A 17,127-nucleotide genomic window follows, 5' to 3' on the forward strand; every position below is an offset into this window, starting at 1 on the left:
TAATTTGAATATCCAAAAGACAAACATTATTGCAATAATTATACCCATAAGAGGAAGAAAAACACCAGAATAAGGCATTTACAGGATAATACCAGGAAAAGTAATTTCACAAAATAAAAAAACTCTATTAGTATAAAAAAACATAGAAATATTTTTTATATCTAAGTTTTTTTACTTTAATTTAAATTATGATTGATATTTTTCACCAGCTGCAACTGTAAAAGTCATTTCAACTAATAAATCAGGATCAATTAATTCAGCTTTTACACAAGCTCTACTTGGAGCACAATTTTCAGGGAACCATGAATCCCAAACTTCATTAAACCCATCTACATTTGCAAAATCTGTTAGATAAATAGTCACTGCTAAAACTCTAGATTTATCACTATCAATTAAAGCAAGGCTAGTTGCTGCTTGTTCAAATATTTGAGCAACCTGCCCTTTAATATCAGCTTTAGGATCAGTATCAGCCACCTCTGTAAAAGTTGCAATTCCATTAAAAACTGTTATATCCGACCATCTTTTACATGGGTTTACTCTATGTATTTTCATTGATTATTTCCTTGATAAATAAAATTTATTTAATATATTAAAGATTAATTTTATCTAAAATAATTTTAAATAAATAAATACCCCAATCATCTATATCAAGAACTATCAAAACTATTTGTTTCATTACACTTTTTGCATCATCATGTTGTAGGGCAAGGAGCATTTCCTGACATGGCTCGCACCAACTTGCAGATATACAAATAAGAGGTATTTTACCTGCTTCTAAAACAATTTTTCTATATTCTGCCATTCGTTTTTTTGTGTTCTTATCATTCTTGACTTTCTATCTCTTTAATAAAATCTGGACACTCTTCAATCAATCCAATTGTTTTAGCAATAACAACTGCTTGCCATTGAACTTCTTTATAATCACGAACATCAACTTGAAGCCATAGCCACTCTTTTTTATTATCCATAGATGAAAAAACATCATTAAATGCATCTTCTATTGCATTTTTCTCAATTTTTTTATCTATTTGATTCCATAATTATTCTCCATTTAATACAGACATTATTGTTACTCTACTTGTATTTAATTCTTTTGATATTTTTGATATATTTAAATCACCATTGATAGTATAATAGTTTTCATCATCTAACATTTTCAATATCATATCTTTTTTATCAAGTATCTCTTGGGATGTTTGTTTAGTTTGAAAAGTGAAATCTTCATCACTCATGGTTTTTAGTGCTTCTAAATCTCTTTTTATTGTTGGAAGGGTAACTTTCAGTTCTTTTGCTAATTCTTTTGGCTCTTCAATACCTTGTAAAATCAAATCTCTTATTACTATTCTTCTTATTTTGATTTTACGCCTACGGTGATAAGAAATTTTCATTATTATTTGTATCCATTAACTTTTTTATTTTTATTATTTATACCCGTTAATCATTTGATTTTATCATAAAATTCATTATTTTTACTTTCTACAATATAAGGTTAAGACGATATAATCTTATAATACAAAATAAATGGTCTTAAAAATTGACCTAATGAAAATGGAAAAAATGATGAATTTAAAAAAATGGATATACATAGCAATATTTTTAGTGATATTTTATTACGCATTTATCGCAAACTTTTTTATAACACTTTCAGTTCTTATTTCTTTATACATAGCATTCAAACTTTATAGATTTTATGCTAGAAGAAAGTTAAATAAATTGACAGATTCAAAAGAATTATTTGCAAAAAGTGAGTTGGGACTTTTTGTGGCACTTGTAGCAAAAGTTGCAAAAGCTGATGGAAGAGTGCAAGAGTTAGAAGCTCAACTTATTGGTATTATGTTTGATGATATTTCTAAACTATTTATTGAAAAAGAAAAAGCAAGAGCTATTATGAAAGAGATTTTCAATGAAGAAAAACAAAGAGATGATGATACAAAACAAATAGCACAAGCCTTAAATAAACAACTTAATCGTAGTATGCTTAAACGTAAACAATTTGTAGGATTCTTAATTCAACTAGCATTTATAGATGGTGGTATTAGTAAAGAAGAAGAGAAAGTTCTAAAAGATATTATGCAAGAATTAAATATTCCAGCTAATGTATATGATGAAATTATTAATAAATTTGAAAATATGATGAAAAACAAACAACAAACAATGAGCTCAAAAGAAGCTTATGAAATTTTAGGTGTAAAAGAGAGTGACGATATGGACACTATAAAAAAAGCATATAGAAAACTGATTCGAGAATACCATCCTGATATTATAAGTTCACAAAATAAAGATGAATCTTATATGGAAAAAGCAACAGCTAAAACACAAGAGATAAATCAAGCTTATCAAGTTATTAAGGATGAAAGGAAATTCTAAAAAATACAACATTAATAACTGTATACTTTAAAAAACTATAATTTCAGGACAAAAATGAATATCATAAATTCAAATATTTTAGTATTAATACAGTTCTTTATTATCTTGATACTATTACTTATAAACCAATCAATTTTCAATAACTACCTTTCTCTTATTATTTCTTCAATAGGTTTTATCTTTGGCTTGTACACACTTTATTTCAACCGAGTTGGAAACTTCAATGTTAGACCTGAAATCAAAAGCAATGCAAAACTAATAAGCACAGGAGCATACAAATATATACGTCATCCAATGTATTTTTGCGTCTTACTAATCATGGGTGGAGTTATCGTATCTGATATTAATCTTATCAATATCATTTGTTATAGTATTTTGATTATAGTTTTATATTTAAAATCGATAAAAGAAGAAATGCTTTGGAGTGAAAAAATGGAAGAATATGCTAGTTATAAAGAAAAAACCAAGATGTTTATTCCTTTTGTTTTGTGAAAGATATACTTAGGATATATATAAAGCCTTTTTATAATGACCGAACAAATCAAATCAATAGATTTTAATACAAGAAAAGTAAAGTTTGTTGAAAAAGTAGATGAAAATACACTAAATCAAGTTTTAGGTATTACCAAGAGTATAATTTTTTAGTGAAAAAACTATTCTTTGATTAATTTATTCCAATCGACATATTGCCCAATATTTTTAAAATTACTTATCTCAATAAATCTCTTTTTTAATTCTAATTTACAATTTTCTAAATAATCTAAAATTAAAATATATATTTCAAAATTGGTTTTATCATGAATGCTTATTTCAGGGCTAAGCTTATGTGTTTTAAGAATAAATGATTTAGTTCTAGTTTTTCTTATTCTAGTTGATTTATGTTGATAATATTCACCTCTAACTTGATTTCCTTGTATATATAATTTTATATAACCAATAATTTCGTTATAGTCCCAAATATCATAATGTCTTATTGATTTTTTATAATAATTATCAAAAGTAATTAATTCATTCTTTTTTGTTCCATCTTTATTTACAAAAAAATAATTATATAGATTTTCTATATTTTTATCACACTCATTTATATATTCATTCATAGATAATCTGTAAATAGGTATATCAAAAAAATACTTTTTTTTCATTAAATATTTAAACTCATCTTATATTCTTCATACTTGATAAAATATGTATCAACAGTATATTTATATTTAAAATAATCAACTTCTATCAATTGATTGATTAAACTTTTATATACATCCATACAATCTTTTAAATATTGAATAGCTTCTTTTGAAGTTAAAATTTCATTTAGATATAACATATCAATATCTTTTAATTTATCAAAACCTTTAAAATAAATTTGATTAATTGAAATATTAATTTTATCTTTTGATATTAAATTTTCAATAAATTTTTTCACCAACTGAATCTGAAATAATTTGGATATTCTTGGTCTTAAAGAGTCCATAAGTAGAATCAAATCCATAATATAATTTTTAAATTTTGGATTACTCAAGCTATCAAAAATTAATGTTCTTATATCCTGTTTATAAATATATTTTACTTTATACAAATATTCTTGTATTGTTTTAATTTCATATAAAACTTTACTCACCTTATCATTATCAATTTCATATTTAATAAAATTTATAAAATAATCTGATATTGGATTAAAAGAGTTTTCAGTTAAAACTATAGATAAATTATTATCTAAAACATATTTTCTTACAAGTGTATTTGATGTTGTAGTGTGTGAATTTAAAGAATCTAAATATACATATATCAAATCATATATAGATAATTTCACACAATATGGTTTTATAACGTTATATTTAAGACTAGAACTATACCAATAAAGTTCAAAAAGTTCTTTATTTAAAATATTCTTGGGTATTGGAATTTCAATATATTTATTTTTATAATCATTTTCTTCAATAATTTTATTAATCTTATTAAAAAGTATTTTTTTATCTTCATTATAAATGTCAAAATCCACAAGATAATACATTCTATCAATAAACATATCATATATATACATAGCAGAAATTTTCTTTTTATTGAATGATATAGTTTGAATATCTTTTAATGTTTTAGAAAGTATTTTAGGTATTTTTTTAGAAATCTTATAACTTTTGTAATATTTAAACACTATATTTTCCCTTTAATAAAGAAAAATTATATCTAAAATAATTATAAAAAAAGTTATATTTCTAACAAGTTTTATGTAGATTTTGTAAATTTTTGGTAAAGATGATTGAAATTACCAGAAACTCAATAAAGCCCTAGATTTTAGCTTCAGACAAGGAAAAGAAGAAAATCAATGATTGAGCATACGAGGAGTATGTGATTGAGTTGATTTTCTTATTTGACGCAGTATCAAGTTAAAAGATACTGCTTTATTTTATTCCCACTCGATAGTTGCTGGTGGTTTTGATGAAATATCATAAACTACTCTGTTGATTCCATCAACTTCGTTGATGATTCTTCTTGAGATAGTTTCAAGTATATCATGTGGAATATGTGCAAATGTTGCTGTCATTCCATCTGTTGCTTCTACTATTCTTACGCAAACTGTGTTGTCATAAGTTCTATTATCACCCATAACTCCAACTGATTTTACGTTTAATAGAACTGTAAATGCTTGCCATGTTTTGTCATAGTATCCACTTGATCTTAAAACATCTAACATAATAGTATCAGCTTCTCTTAGAATTTCTAAATCAGGTTTATTTACATCTCCCATAATTCTAATAGCAAGTCCAGGACCTGGGAATGGATGTCTTCCTATCATATCTTTTGGAAGGCCAAGTTCTAATCCTAAAAGTCTTACTTCATCTTTGAAGATTTCTCTTAGAGGTTCAATTAATTCAAATTTCATCCAATCTGGTAATCCACCAACGTTATGGTGAGATTTAATTGTTTTTGAAGGACCTTTTACTGAAACTGATTCAATAACGTCAGTGTATAAAGTACCTTGAGCTAAGAATTCAATACCATCATGTTTTTTTGCTTCTTTATCAAATACTTCAATAAATGTAGCTCCGATGATTTTTCTTTTTGTTTCAGGATCTGTAACACCTGCTAATTTTGATAAAAACTCTTCACTAGCATCAACAGTTATTAATTTTACACCTCGTGAAGCAAACATAGCTTCAACTTGTTCTCTTTCATTTGCTCTTAACAATCCATTATCAACAAATACAGGAATAACTTGATCACCAATTGCCTCTGCTAACAAAGTTGCAACAACAGAGCTATCAACTCCACCTGAAACTCCACATAGAACTTTTTTATTTCCTACTTGATCTTGAATCTTTTTGATTTGTTCTTTTGCGAAAGAACCCATATTCCAAGTTGATTCACATCCACAAATATGTTTTGCAAAATTTTTAAGTAGTTTTGCACCTTCAGTTGAGTGATAAACTTCAGGGTGAAATTGAAATGCATAAACATTTCTATCAGTATTAGCAATAGCTGCAAATGGTGAATTTTCACTAGTTGCAATTTTTTCAAATCCAGAAGGGATTTTTTCAACTCTATCACCATGTGACATCCATACTATTTGACCATCTGTGGTATCTTTGAAGATTGGATTTTCAACTTCAAATTTTAATTTTGCTTTTCCATATTCATGATGATCTGCAGGAATTACACTTCCACCAAAATGTTGAGAAATTAATTGCATACCATAACAAATACCTAAAATTGGAAGTCCAAGTTCAAATATTGTTGCATCAGGATGATACGAATCTTCAGCATAAACAGAAGCAGGTCCTCCTGAAAGAATAATTCCTTTAGGAGTTCTAGCCATTATATCTTCGATACTCTCACTATAAGGTACTATTTCAGAATAAACCCCTGACTCTCTAAGTTTTCTAGCAATGATTTGAGTATATTGACTACCGAAATCTAATACTACGATTGGTACATGTTTCATATATTGTTTTCCTTCATATTTCACACTATTGTGCTTGAATATTACAAATTTTAATCTGAGATTTTATCCAAAGAGTTGTAAAAAACTGGTTAAATAAAAAAATAGGCATAAAAAAAGGTTACTAGGCAAAACCTAATAACCTTTTTTATTATATAAATAAGTATTAAAAGTGAGAAATACCTAAAACTTCATACTGTAAATACCATACACTACAAGATACTATATAACCAATTAATATAGTCCAAGCATATTTCATATGAGCACCAAAAGTATATATACCATGTAATTTTCCCATAACACCAACACCAGCAGCTGATCCAAATGAAATTAATGAACCACCAACTCCAGCTGTTAACGTAACTAACATCCATTGATCAAGTCCCATATCAGGATTTGCTTTTAAAATAGCAGACATAACAGGAACGTTATCAACAACAGCAGATAAGAATCCAACCCCAATATTTGACAAAGTAGGACCCAATACATCTGGATTATAAACAACAGCTGCTAATCCTAACCATCCAACAAAATATAAAGCACCAACTGCTGCTAAAATACCAAAGAAGAACATTAGAGTATTATTTTCAATTTTTGCCATAGAATGGAAAATATTAAAATGTTCTTTTCCATATTTTTTCCCTAAACTATAAGAATAAACTTTAACTAATGATAAACCAAACATCATACCCCACATTGCAGGTAAATGTAATACTTGATGAGACATAACAGCACAGAAAATTGTAAAAACTCCAAGAGCCATTACAACTTTTGCACCTTCAGCCATTTTAGGTTTTATTTCTTTTGATACATCAAAATCAGGAACTGTGTTTGGAACAAATTTAGATAGTAAAAATGCAGTAATTAAATATCCTGAAATTGCGGCAGGGAAAATATAGAAGAAATCAGTAAATACACCTTTTCCTGCTGTCCATGCCATAAGTGTCGTAATATCACCAAATGGAGACCAAGCACCACCTGCATTTGCAGCAACAACAATGTTAATAGCGCCAGGAACTAAGAAGTCTTTTCTTGTTTTTTCAATCGTAATTAAAACTGTTGATAAAATAAGTGCAGTAGTCAAGTTATCAGCAATTGGAGAAATAAAGAATGCTAAAAATCCTGTTACCCAGAATAATTTTCTATATGTATAACCTTTTGAAATAAGATTATATTTTAAAGTATCAAATACTCCCATATGTAATAACGATTCAATATATGTCATCGCAACAAATAAGAAAAAGAAAATTTCAGCAATTTCCAAAATCAAATGTTGTGCTTGAGTATGAACTAAATTCATATCTAAGCCATTTAATGAATAATATAAAGCAACTAACATAAACATAAACGTACCAATAAATAAAGCAGGTTTTGCCTTATCAATAGCATATTTTTCTTCAGCAGCTACAAAATAATACCCAACAACAAATATAAGTAAAGTTGAAAAACCAACCCATGTCATTGTTAAATCAGGTATTTCACCAGTACTTGCAGAACTTGCAAATAAAGACAATGAACCCAGCAGTAAAGTCATAATAACTTTTAACATCAATTCTCCTTAATATAATGTGCACCTAAAGACTTTTTACGTTCAAGTGCAGAACTTAAAATAGATTTTGCCGTAAGTAGCCTTAAATAAAGTAATCGTCCAACACCCATTTTTAAATACTCTTCTATTGTTTCTAAAGATTTCTTCAAATTTTCAGGATCTCTTACTATAGAAGCATGAGTCCACATAATCTCTCTTAGATTATCTTTTATATTTTTATCAATTTCTTTATTTCTAACATAATTAATAATTTTCTTATCATAGTATTCTTTTTCTATTTTAAAATCATTTTTCAATGAATCTTCAACAGCAATTTGAGAAAAAACCAAACCTTCAAGTAAAGAATTAGAAGCTAGTCTATTTGCTCCATGAACTCCTGTACATGCAACTTCGCCTATTGCATATAAATTTTTCATTCCTTTTACTTTTGCATCTAAAGAAGTTTGTATTCCTCCCATAGAGTAATGAAAAGCGGGACTAATAGGTACTCTTTCAAAAGGTAAATCATAACCCAAATCTTTTAAATTTGCATAAATATTTGGAAATCGTTTTTTAAAAGCTTTTTTCTCAAAAGTTTCGAATGATAAGTAAATTCCTAATCCTGTCTTTTTATGATAATCAAAAATAGAACGACTCACCACATCTCGTGGAGCTAATTCTCCATCTTCGTGATAATCAAATAAAAATCTGTAATTATTTTCATCTACAATATGAGCCCCTTCTCCTCTTAAAGCTTCACTTAAAAGTGGTTTTCGAGCAAATGTAGTTCCTTTTACGACAGTTGGATGAAATTGCATCATCTCCATATCTTTTAAAGGAAGATTTTTTTCAGCAATGATTCCTTGAATTTCACCTGCATTTGCAGTTGAGTTTGTATGATATCTATAAATAGAACCTACTCCACCACTTGCTAATATAGTATTATGAGCATAAGCAATTTTTTGTTCTGTTTCACTTATAAAATATTGAACACCATAACAAATATCATCTTTTATTAGCAAATCACAAACAACTGATTCTGTTACAATTTCATGTTCACAATGCTCAAGTAAAAATAGATGCATTATTCTTCCTGTTGCATCACCATCTGCATGAAGTATTCTGTTTCTACTATGAGCTGCTTCTTTTGTAAAACATAATTCGCCGTTTTCATTTTTATCAAACTTCATACCAGCGTCAATCAAATTTTTAATAGCTTTTATTGATTTTTCACTTAGTAGCTCAACTGCCTTTTTATCATTATGGTCAACACCTGCTATTAATGTATCTTTAATATGAGATGGAATATCTGTTTCATCAACTGCTGTTGCTATTCCACCTTGCGCCCAAAAGGTATTGCAATTCCATGTTGACATTTTACATAAAATTAAAACTCTTTTATTTTTTGGTATTAATCTTGCAGCATTAAGTCCTGCAACACCTGTTCCTATTATTATATAATCATAAATCATTATTTTGAGATTTCTTGATTGCTTTTAGCAACTGAAGAATCAGGAGCTAGATAAATTGGATTATCTTTATAACCACAACCACTGAATGATAATATAAAACCTGCTATAATTAGCACATGAAAAAAATTAATGAAATACTTAGTCATCTTAAAAATAATCCTGAATTCAGTAAGATTAATACATCTTTTTTAATAATGAAGTTCATAGATGTTCTTCCTTTGAAATTAAAAAAAGGGGTAAAATTTGGTTATGTTAAAAACCAAACCTTATATTTTGTATTAACCCATCCTGTTTATAAAATGGAATTCGAGTATAACAAAGCAGATATAAAATCATTATTAAAAAATTTCAAGATTGCAAATGTTGAAGATATAGGTTTTTTTGTAACAAATGTAATTGAAAAGAAAGAGCTTCGAAAAGCACATGAACCCTTATATAAAGAGCGTTCTTATGGAATATTTGAAAATAAAGCAAAGGATGAAAAAATATTTAAAAAATTTGAAAGAATAAGAGAAATTATAAAAACTTCTTAAATAATTTTTCAACTTCTTTATAGTTTGGACAATATAAAGTCACTAAATTCCAAAAATCTTTTGAATGGTTTTTGTGTTTTATATGAGCTAATTCATGAATAATCACATATTCCATAACTTCTATTGGAAATTTCATAAGTAAAATATTGAAATTTAATCCGTTTTTATGATTACAAGATCCCCATGTTCTTTTATTTTTTCTATATGAGATTGAAGTAGGAAATAAATTCATTTTATTTGAGTATTCCTCTACTTTTTGAGGTAATATTTTTTCTATTTCACATCTATAAAAAGTATCAATATTTTTTATTTCATAATCTTCATGTTTTTTTCTTTCACCTAAAAGTAAAAATTCATCATCATTTAGTGATTTTTTTAACATTTTTAGCATAGATGCTTCTATCCAATCTTTTTTTCTATTTATTAAATCTTTAGCATCAAAAATTGTGAAATATTTATTCGCTCGAATTTGTATTAAATCAGCTTTTAAAATACGTAAATAGCAATGTTTTATATTTTTTTTATTTTCTAACTTTACAGTTACTATTGTTTTATTAATTTCTATTTGAAAACTCAAACTATTCCTTAAGTAATTTTTTGTTAAAATCCGGGACTATTATATCAAAAAATATAGTAATAATTTTATTGAGGAAAATGATAATGAAAATTGCGAACAGAATGGAGAACTTGTCTCCATCGGTTACTATGGCAATTACTGCCTTAGCAAGAGAGCTAAAAGCTCAGGGTAAAGATATACTAAGTTTTAGTGCTGGAGAACCAGATTTTGACACTCCAGAAATCATCAAGCAAGCAGCTATTAAAGCTATTAATGATGGTCAAACTAAATATACAGCAGTAGAAGGTATTATCGCTACCAAGCAAGCAATTATTAATAAATTAAAAAAAGATCATAATTTAGATTATAAACTAGATAATATTCTTATAAGTAATGGAGCAAAACACTCATTATTTAACCTATTTCAAGTTTTAGTTGAAGAAGGTGATGAAGTTATTATTCCAGCACCATATTGGGTTACATATCCAGAACAAGTTAAGTTCTCAGATGGTGTGCCGGTATTTATTGATACAGATGATTCTACAGAATTCAAAATTACGCCAGAGCAATTAAAAGCTGCAATTACACCAAAAACAAAAATTCTACTTTTAAACACTCCTTCAAATCCAACAGGATCTGTTTATTCAAGAGAAGAATTAACAGCTCTTGGTAAAGTTTTAGAAGGTACAGATATTATAGTTTTATCAGATGAAATGTATGAGAAAATCATTTACAATGGTAAAAAATTTACAGCTGCTGCTGAAGTATCTGAAGATATGTTCAAAAGAACTGTAACAATCAACGGTTTAAGTAAAGCAGTTGCAATGACTGGATGGAGATTTGGATATCTTGCAAGTCCTGATGTTAAACTTGTAAAAGCATTAACTAAACTTCAAGGTCAAGTTACTTCAAATATCAACACTATGACTCAATATGCAGCTATTCCTGCTCTTGAGGGTGATGCGGATGCTGATATTGAAATGATGAGAGCTGCATTTGAAGAAAGAAAAAATATAGTTGTTAAATCTTTTAATGAAATTAAAGGATTATCTACTATTGATCCAGATGGTGCATTTTACGCATTTGTAAATATAAAAGAAGTAAGTAATGATTCTATGAAATTTTGTGCTGATTTACTAGAGCAAAAAGGTGTAGCTTTAGTTCCTGGACTTGCATTTGGAACTGAAGGTTATGTTAGATTCTCATTTGCTACTGATTTAGCAACTATTCAAGAGGGAATCAAAAGAATCAAAGAGTTTGTAGAAAACAAATAATGACTCCGCAAAAAAAAGCTACCGTTGTTTCATCTAGTGTTGCAGCGGTACTTACTCTTATAAAACTTGTAATCGGAATCGCTAGTGGTTCCGTTGCAGTACTTGCATCTGCTGTTGATTCTGTGTTAGATATGTTTGTGTCAATCTTTAATTATTTTGCAATTTCAAATTCTGAAAAACCAGCTGATAAGACTTTTAATTACGGTCGTGGGAAAATTGAAGCTCTTGCTTCCGTAATAGAAGGTACAATAATTACAATTTCTGGTCTATTTTTACTTTATCAAGCGATTGACAAAGCTATAAATGGAGAAGTTTCAAAATACTTAGATATATCTATTTATGTAATGATTGTTTCTTTAGTTATTACTATATCATTGGTTATGTACTTAAATTCAGTTGCTAAAAAAACAAATTCTATGGTTATAAAAGCTGATGCACTTCACTATAAAACAGATGTTTTTAGCAATGTTGCTGTATTAACTTCATTGGTTCTTGTTACATTTACAGGTTATGAAATTATTGATGTATTTGTAGGTGGAGGAATCGCTTTATATATTATTTATTCTTCATATGAATTAATTCATGATGGAGTTTTAGTTTTACTTGATCGTGCAGTGGATGCAGAACTTGTTGTAAAAATTGAACAAATAATAAAAGATAATAATAGAGTAAATGCTTATCATTTATTAAAAACTAGAGAAGCTGGACATCAAACTTTTGTTGAAGTACATCTTGTTTTTGATTGTATTATTACTCTTATGGAAGCTCATAAAGCAAGTGATTCTATTGAATTTAAAATTAAAAAACTTGATAAAAAAAGAAATTGGATTATTAATATTCATATGGATCCATATGATGACTTTAAAATGAATGATTCTGATCATTAATTATTCAAAAATAATCATTAAATAAGCTATTTTAGTTATAATTTATATTATAACTAAAGGTTTTTTTTAATGAACTACATAAAAATTCTTGGAGCTAGTGGAAGTAAGTCTAAGCACCTAAATACTACTTCATTTCAAATATACAGAGATATTGTTGTTGATGCAGGAAATATAATGAATGCATTAGGAAGTGACGCACAATATATAAATCATGTTTTTTTAACACACTCTCATGCCGATCATATAACAGATTTGCCTTTTGTAATTGAAACTTTTTTTGAAATCAGAGAAACTCCACTTACAATATATGCATTAAAAGAAACAATTGAAGTGATAAAAAAACACTCATTTAATGACGCAATTTGGCCTGACTTTACAAAAATAAAATTACCTAAAACCAATGAATACTCTTTAATATTAAAAGAGATAAAAATTGATGAAATTATCCAAATACATGATTATACTATAAAAGCAATACCTGCTGTTCATATAAAAGGTTCCTGTGGTTTTGTAATATCTAAAAAAGAAAATGCCTTTATTGTAAGTGGAGATACTTATAAAAATCCAAAGATTTGGGATGAAATAAATAAAAATCCAAAAATTAAAGCCTTATTATTAGAGTGTTCATTTCCTGATAAAATGGATGAATTAGCAAAAGTATCAAATCATCTAACACCAAAACTAATTGCAGAAGAATTAAAAACACTTAAAAGAACTGATTTATCAATATTTTTATATCATTTAAAACCTGTTTTTCTAAAGGAGATAAAGAAAGATATAAAAAAACATGGAATATTAAATTTTAGAGGTAAAATTCTAGAAGAAAATGATGTGATACATATAGATAAAGGAACCATTGAAACCGAGTTAATAAGTGATCATAAATTTGAAGAAATAATGAAAATTAATCAACAATTATCATCAGAGCATAATAGAGAAAAACTTCTTGAAAATATTTTAACATTAACAAAAAAATTAACCTCAGCAGAAGCAGGAACATTATATATAAAATCAAAAGATGAACAAAGCTTAGATTTTAAAGTTGTTCAAAATGATGAACTAAATATAAAAATGGGAGGAACAAAAGATAATCTTGATTGGCCAAGTCTTCCTATTTATTTAATTGATAAAAGTCTAAATAATGGAATGGTTGCAGTAGTATCTTGTAATGAAAAAAGAATTATTAATATTCCTGATGTTTATAAAACAAATAAATATATATTTGATGGAACAAAAGTGTTTGATAAAAATACAGGATATCATTCAAAATCAATGCTTGTAATTCCTTTGATAAATCATGAAAATGAAGTAATAGGAGTATTACAACTTATTAATAAGAAAAAAGATGGAAAGATAATTGATTTTGATAAACTAGATGAAAAAATAATTCAGTCTTTAGCTTCACAAGCTGCTATGGCTTTAACAAATATGAATTTAATTGATAGCTTAGAAAATTTTATCAACGCATTTGTTTCGACTATTGCAAAAGCTATTGATGCAAAATCTCCATATACAAGTGATCATATAGTAAAAGTAGAAAAAATTGCACTATTACTTGCAAAAGCCATTCATACTGACAAAACTATATATAAAGACGTAAAATATACATCTAATGACTATAAGCAAATTGCACTTGCAGCTTGGATGCATGATATTGGAAAAATTTCCATGCCAGAACATATAATCGACAAAGCTACAAAACTAGAAAAAATATTTGATAGAGTTGAGCTAATTGAGCAAAGAATAGAACTTATAAAAAAAGATAAAGAAATAAAACTTCTAAAAAAAGAGATTAGTTTAGAGTTCTATGAAAACTCTATTTTAGAACTAAATAAAATATTTGAATTTATTAAGAGAATAAATATTGGTGCTGAATTTATGGAAGAAGAAGATATAAAAAAACTAGAAGATATTTCTAAAATGACTTTTTATAAAAATGGTGTAGAAACAGCACTTTTATCACATGATGAGTTCTATAATTTATCTATAAAAAAAGGAACTTTAACAAAAGAAGATATAGCTATTATTAGAAATCATGCTCAATTATCTTTAGATATGATTTCAGAACTTCCTTTCCCTAAAAAATATAAAGATGTATTAAACATAGCTTGTAATCATCATGAAAAATTAAATGGCTTAGGTTATCCAAGAGGACTAGATGCTTCACAAATAAGTTTAGAAGATAGAATTATGATACTAGCTGATATCTTTGAAGCATTAACAGCATCTGAAAGACCTTATAAAGATGCAATGACCTTATCAAAAGTAAAAAATATATTAGTGTCTATGGCAAATAATGGTGAACTAGATAAAGATTTAATTAATTTTTTCTTTAATCATAGAATATTAGATGAGTATTCAAAAGAAGAATTAAAATCTTATCAGTTAGATTTAGAATTATAAAATAATGTTAAGTAAAAATTATAAACTTATTATTTTTACATTACTAATAAGCTCTTTTATTAGTTCAATATATATTTACCTTCCTAATCTTCCTTCTTCTATTGATTCTAGATTAAGAGATTATATGTTTAATTTAAGAGGCGAGATTAAACCTAAAAGCGAAAGTGTTATTATTGTAGATATAGATGAAAAATCTTTAAGAGAGTTAGGTCAATGGCCTTGGTCTAGAGATATTTTATCAAAAATTTTATACAACCTTAAAAGTGCAGAAGTGGCAGTCATTGGATTCGATATTGTTTTTGCAGAAGAAGATAGAACATCACCCCATAAAATTTTCAAAAAATTAAATATTAAAAAAGAAAATATTCCAAATTTTGATTTAGAATTTGCACAAGCAATTGCTAATACTCCAACTATTCTTGGTTATCAGTTTGAACTTACAGACAAAAAATATATAAATAAAAATACCCCTTCTATTCAAACAATATTTATTGAAAAAAATAAAAAACAAGGAGAAAATTATCTAATCACAGCCCAAGGAACAATATTAAATATCCCAATACTTCAAGATAGTTCTTACTCTTCTGGTTTTTTTAATAACATACCTGATGATACTGGAATAATTAGAAGTATCCCTTTAATAATCTCTTATGAAAATGAAATCTATCCTTCTTTGAGTCTTGAAGCTTTAAGAATAGGATTAGCAGTAAATAAAATATATATAAACTACGATGAAAATGGAATTGTAAATCTTCAATTAGGTGATTTTATAATTCCAACAGATAGATATGGTAGATTATTGATTAATTTTAGAGGAAAAGAAAAAACATTTAAATATATATCTGCAGCAGATATTTATAAAAATAATTTTGATAAAGAAGATATTAAAAATAAAATAATTCTTATTGGAACTTCAGCAGCAGCACTTATGGATTTAAGAGCAACTCCATTTGAGTCAATATTTCCAGGGGTTGAAATTCATGCTAATGCAATTGATAATATAATATCTCAAGATTTTTTATATAAGGCCTCTTGGGTTGAAGGTGTAAATATAGTTATAATTTTTATTTTATCTATTTTTACATTTTTTGTTGTAAGAAAAATAGATATTTGGCTCACACCTATTTTTATTATAGGCTTAATATTTATAGTATGGTATGGTATATACCATTTACTCTTTAATGTAGGTATTGTTTTAAATATATTATTTCCAATCTTTACTATTGTAACTAGTGGAGTAATTAGTTTATTTATTGAGTATTTTTATGAAATAAAAAGAAGAGAAGAAATAAAAAATAAATTTGCTTCAAAAGTTTCAAAAGATGTAATGGAAGTATTGCTAAAAAATATTGATAATAATAAATTAAAAGCTCAAAATAAAGAAGTAACTATTTTTTTTAGTGATATAAGAGGATTTACAAATATCTCAGAAAAAATAAATAAACCAGAACTTTTAGTTAAATATCTAAATCAATATATGACTCCAATGAGCAAAATAATAATTAAAAATAATGGAACGATAGATAAATACATAGGTGATTCAATTATGGCTTATTGGAATGCTCCTTTTGAAATAGACAATCATGCTGATAAAGCAGTAATTAGTGCTTTAGAGCAATTAGAAGAATTAAAAAAACTAAATATTATTCTAAAAGATTTAAATCAACCCCAAATAAATATTGGAATTGGAATAACAACAGGAATAGCAACAGTCGGAGAAATAGGAAGTATTGGAAGAAGTGATTATACAATTATTGGTGATAATGTAAATTTGGGTTCTAGAATAGAGTCTTTATGTAAATTTTATGGGTGTAATTTAATAATATCTGAAAATACAAAAGAGAAACTAAAAGAAAATTATATTTTTAGATATTTAGATTTTGTTCAAGTTAAAGGAAAAGAAATACCAATAAAACTTTGGGAAGTTATATCATTGGAAAATGATTACAAAAATATTAACAATGAATTAGAAAAATATAGCCAAGCAATAAAAGAATTTGAAAATAAAGAATTAAAAAAAGCATTAGCAATATTCTATGAATTAAATACTGAATATGAAAAGAAAGAAATTTACGATATTTATATTAATAGGTGTGAAGAATTTATCAAGAATAAGAATTTTTCTTTATTACACAAACATGAATTTAAATAATGATATAATTAAATAACTTTT

General features: G+C 26.7%; 18 protein-coding genes. 7 read left to right on the plus strand and 11 right to left on the minus strand.

All coding sequences use genetic code 11. The features are described 5' to 3' along the window. Positions 1–186: 186 nt before the first annotated feature. From ABVS04_RS03410 to ABVS04_RS03425, 4 genes are all read right to left on the minus strand, one after another. Positions 187–552 (minus strand): RidA family protein, encoded by a 366-nt coding sequence (locus ABVS04_RS03410; RefSeq protein WP_368029265.1) that lies wholly within the window; start codon positions 550–552, stop codon positions 187–189. 37 nt (positions 553–589) lie between these two features. Beyond that, a complete protein-coding gene (locus tag ABVS04_RS03415) occupies positions 590–802 on the minus strand; it encodes a hypothetical protein (protein WP_368029266.1) in 213 nt (70 codons plus the stop codon). Between the two features lie 19 nt (positions 803–821). Further along, entirely contained in the window at positions 822–968 is a 147-nt protein-coding gene (locus ABVS04_RS03420; RefSeq protein WP_368029267.1) for a hypothetical protein, read from the minus strand. Between the two features lie 72 nt (positions 969–1,040). After that, on the minus strand, positions 1,041–1,388 hold the full coding sequence (locus tag ABVS04_RS03425; protein WP_368029268.1) for a hypothetical protein: 348 nt from the start codon (positions 1,386–1,388) through the stop codon (positions 1,041–1,043). A gap of 172 nt (positions 1,389–1,560) precedes the next feature. On the opposite strand from ABVS04_RS03425, the gene ABVS04_RS03430 reads away from it, so the two are divergent. Both ABVS04_RS03430 and ABVS04_RS03435 read left to right on the plus strand, forming a co-directional pair. Then, positions 1,561–2,367 (plus strand): DnaJ domain-containing protein, encoded by an 807-nt coding sequence (locus tag ABVS04_RS03430; RefSeq protein WP_368029269.1) that lies wholly within the window; start codon positions 1,561–1,563, stop codon positions 2,365–2,367. A 54-nt stretch (positions 2,368–2,421) separates the two neighbouring features. Further along, complete coding sequence (locus ABVS04_RS03435) at positions 2,422–2,859, plus strand: isoprenylcysteine carboxylmethyltransferase family protein (RefSeq protein ID WP_368029270.1); 438 nt, start codon at positions 2,422–2,424, stop codon at positions 2,857–2,859. A gap of 161 nt (positions 2,860–3,020) precedes the next feature. On the opposite strand, the gene ABVS04_RS03440 is transcribed toward ABVS04_RS03435, so the two are convergent. The 6 genes from ABVS04_RS03440 to ABVS04_RS03465 form a co-directional block, all read right to left on the minus strand. After that, positions 3,021–3,509, minus strand: coding sequence for a hypothetical protein (locus ABVS04_RS03440; RefSeq protein ID WP_368029271.1), 489 nt, complete (start codon positions 3,507–3,509; stop codon positions 3,021–3,023). Further along, entirely contained in the window at positions 3,509–4,516 is a 1,008-nt protein-coding gene (locus tag ABVS04_RS03445) for a hypothetical protein (protein ID WP_368029272.1), read from the minus strand. Before ABVS04_RS03445 ends, ABVS04_RS03440 begins: the two co-directional genes overlap by 1 nt. Positions 4,517–4,768: 252 nt before the next feature. After that, positions 4,769–6,304, minus strand: coding sequence for a glutamine-hydrolyzing GMP synthase (gene guaA / locus ABVS04_RS03450; protein WP_368029273.1), 1,536 nt, complete (start codon positions 6,302–6,304; stop codon positions 4,769–4,771). Between the two features lie 163 nt (positions 6,305–6,467). Continuing rightward, the gene (nhaD, locus tag ABVS04_RS03455; RefSeq protein ID WP_368029274.1) at positions 6,468–7,850 is read right to left on the minus strand and encodes a sodium:proton antiporter NhaD; all 1,383 of its coding nucleotides are present in this window, start codon (positions 7,848–7,850) and stop codon (positions 6,468–6,470) included. Beyond that, positions 7,850–9,301, minus strand: coding sequence for an L-aspartate oxidase (gene nadB, locus ABVS04_RS03460; RefSeq protein WP_368029275.1), 1,452 nt, complete (start codon positions 9,299–9,301; stop codon positions 7,850–7,852). Before nadB ends, nhaD begins: the two co-directional genes overlap by 1 nt. Continuing rightward, entirely contained in the window at positions 9,301–9,447 is a 147-nt protein-coding gene (locus ABVS04_RS03465; protein WP_368029276.1) for a hypothetical protein, read from the minus strand. The genes nadB and ABVS04_RS03465 overlap by 1 nt, the downstream gene beginning before the upstream one ends. 72 nt (positions 9,448–9,519) lie before the next feature. Here ABVS04_RS03465 and ABVS04_RS03470 point away from each other — a divergent pair, with 72 nt between their 5' ends. Further along, positions 9,520–9,834 (plus strand): DUF721 domain-containing protein, encoded by a 315-nt coding sequence (locus tag ABVS04_RS03470; protein ID WP_368029277.1) that lies wholly within the window; start codon positions 9,520–9,522, stop codon positions 9,832–9,834. Here ABVS04_RS03470 and ABVS04_RS03475 read toward each other — a convergent pair. Then, on the minus strand, positions 9,818–10,411 hold the full coding sequence (locus tag ABVS04_RS03475) for a M48 family metallopeptidase (protein WP_368029278.1): 594 nt from the start codon (positions 10,409–10,411) through the stop codon (positions 9,818–9,820). The genes ABVS04_RS03470 and ABVS04_RS03475 overlap by 17 nt on opposite strands. An 83-nt stretch (positions 10,412–10,494) precedes the next feature. On the opposite strand from ABVS04_RS03475, the gene ABVS04_RS03480 reads away from it, so the two are divergent. From ABVS04_RS03480 to ABVS04_RS03495, 4 genes are all read left to right on the plus strand, one after another. Beyond that, positions 10,495–11,664, plus strand: coding sequence for a pyridoxal phosphate-dependent aminotransferase (locus ABVS04_RS03480; RefSeq protein WP_368029279.1), 1,170 nt, complete (start codon positions 10,495–10,497; stop codon positions 11,662–11,664). Beyond that, positions 11,664–12,551 (plus strand): cation diffusion facilitator family transporter, encoded by an 888-nt coding sequence (locus ABVS04_RS03485; protein WP_368029280.1) that lies wholly within the window; start codon positions 11,664–11,666, stop codon positions 12,549–12,551. The genes ABVS04_RS03480 and ABVS04_RS03485 overlap by 1 nt, the downstream gene beginning before the upstream one ends. Before the next feature lie 69 nt (positions 12,552–12,620). Continuing rightward, a complete protein-coding gene (locus ABVS04_RS03490) occupies positions 12,621–14,954 on the plus strand; it encodes an HD domain-containing phosphohydrolase (RefSeq protein WP_368029281.1) in 2,334 nt (777 codons plus the stop codon). A gap of 4 nt (positions 14,955–14,958) precedes the next feature. Continuing rightward, positions 14,959–17,106: a CHASE2 domain-containing protein gene (locus ABVS04_RS03495; RefSeq protein ID WP_368029282.1), complete on the plus strand. Its 2,148-nt coding sequence runs from the start codon at positions 14,959–14,961 to the stop codon at positions 17,104–17,106. The last annotated feature ends 21 nt before the right edge of the window (positions 17,107–17,127 follow it).

The organism is Arcobacter sp. s6 (assembly GCF_040884245.1).
Classification (GTDB): domain Bacteria; phylum Campylobacterota; class Campylobacteria; order Campylobacterales; family Arcobacteraceae; genus Aliarcobacter.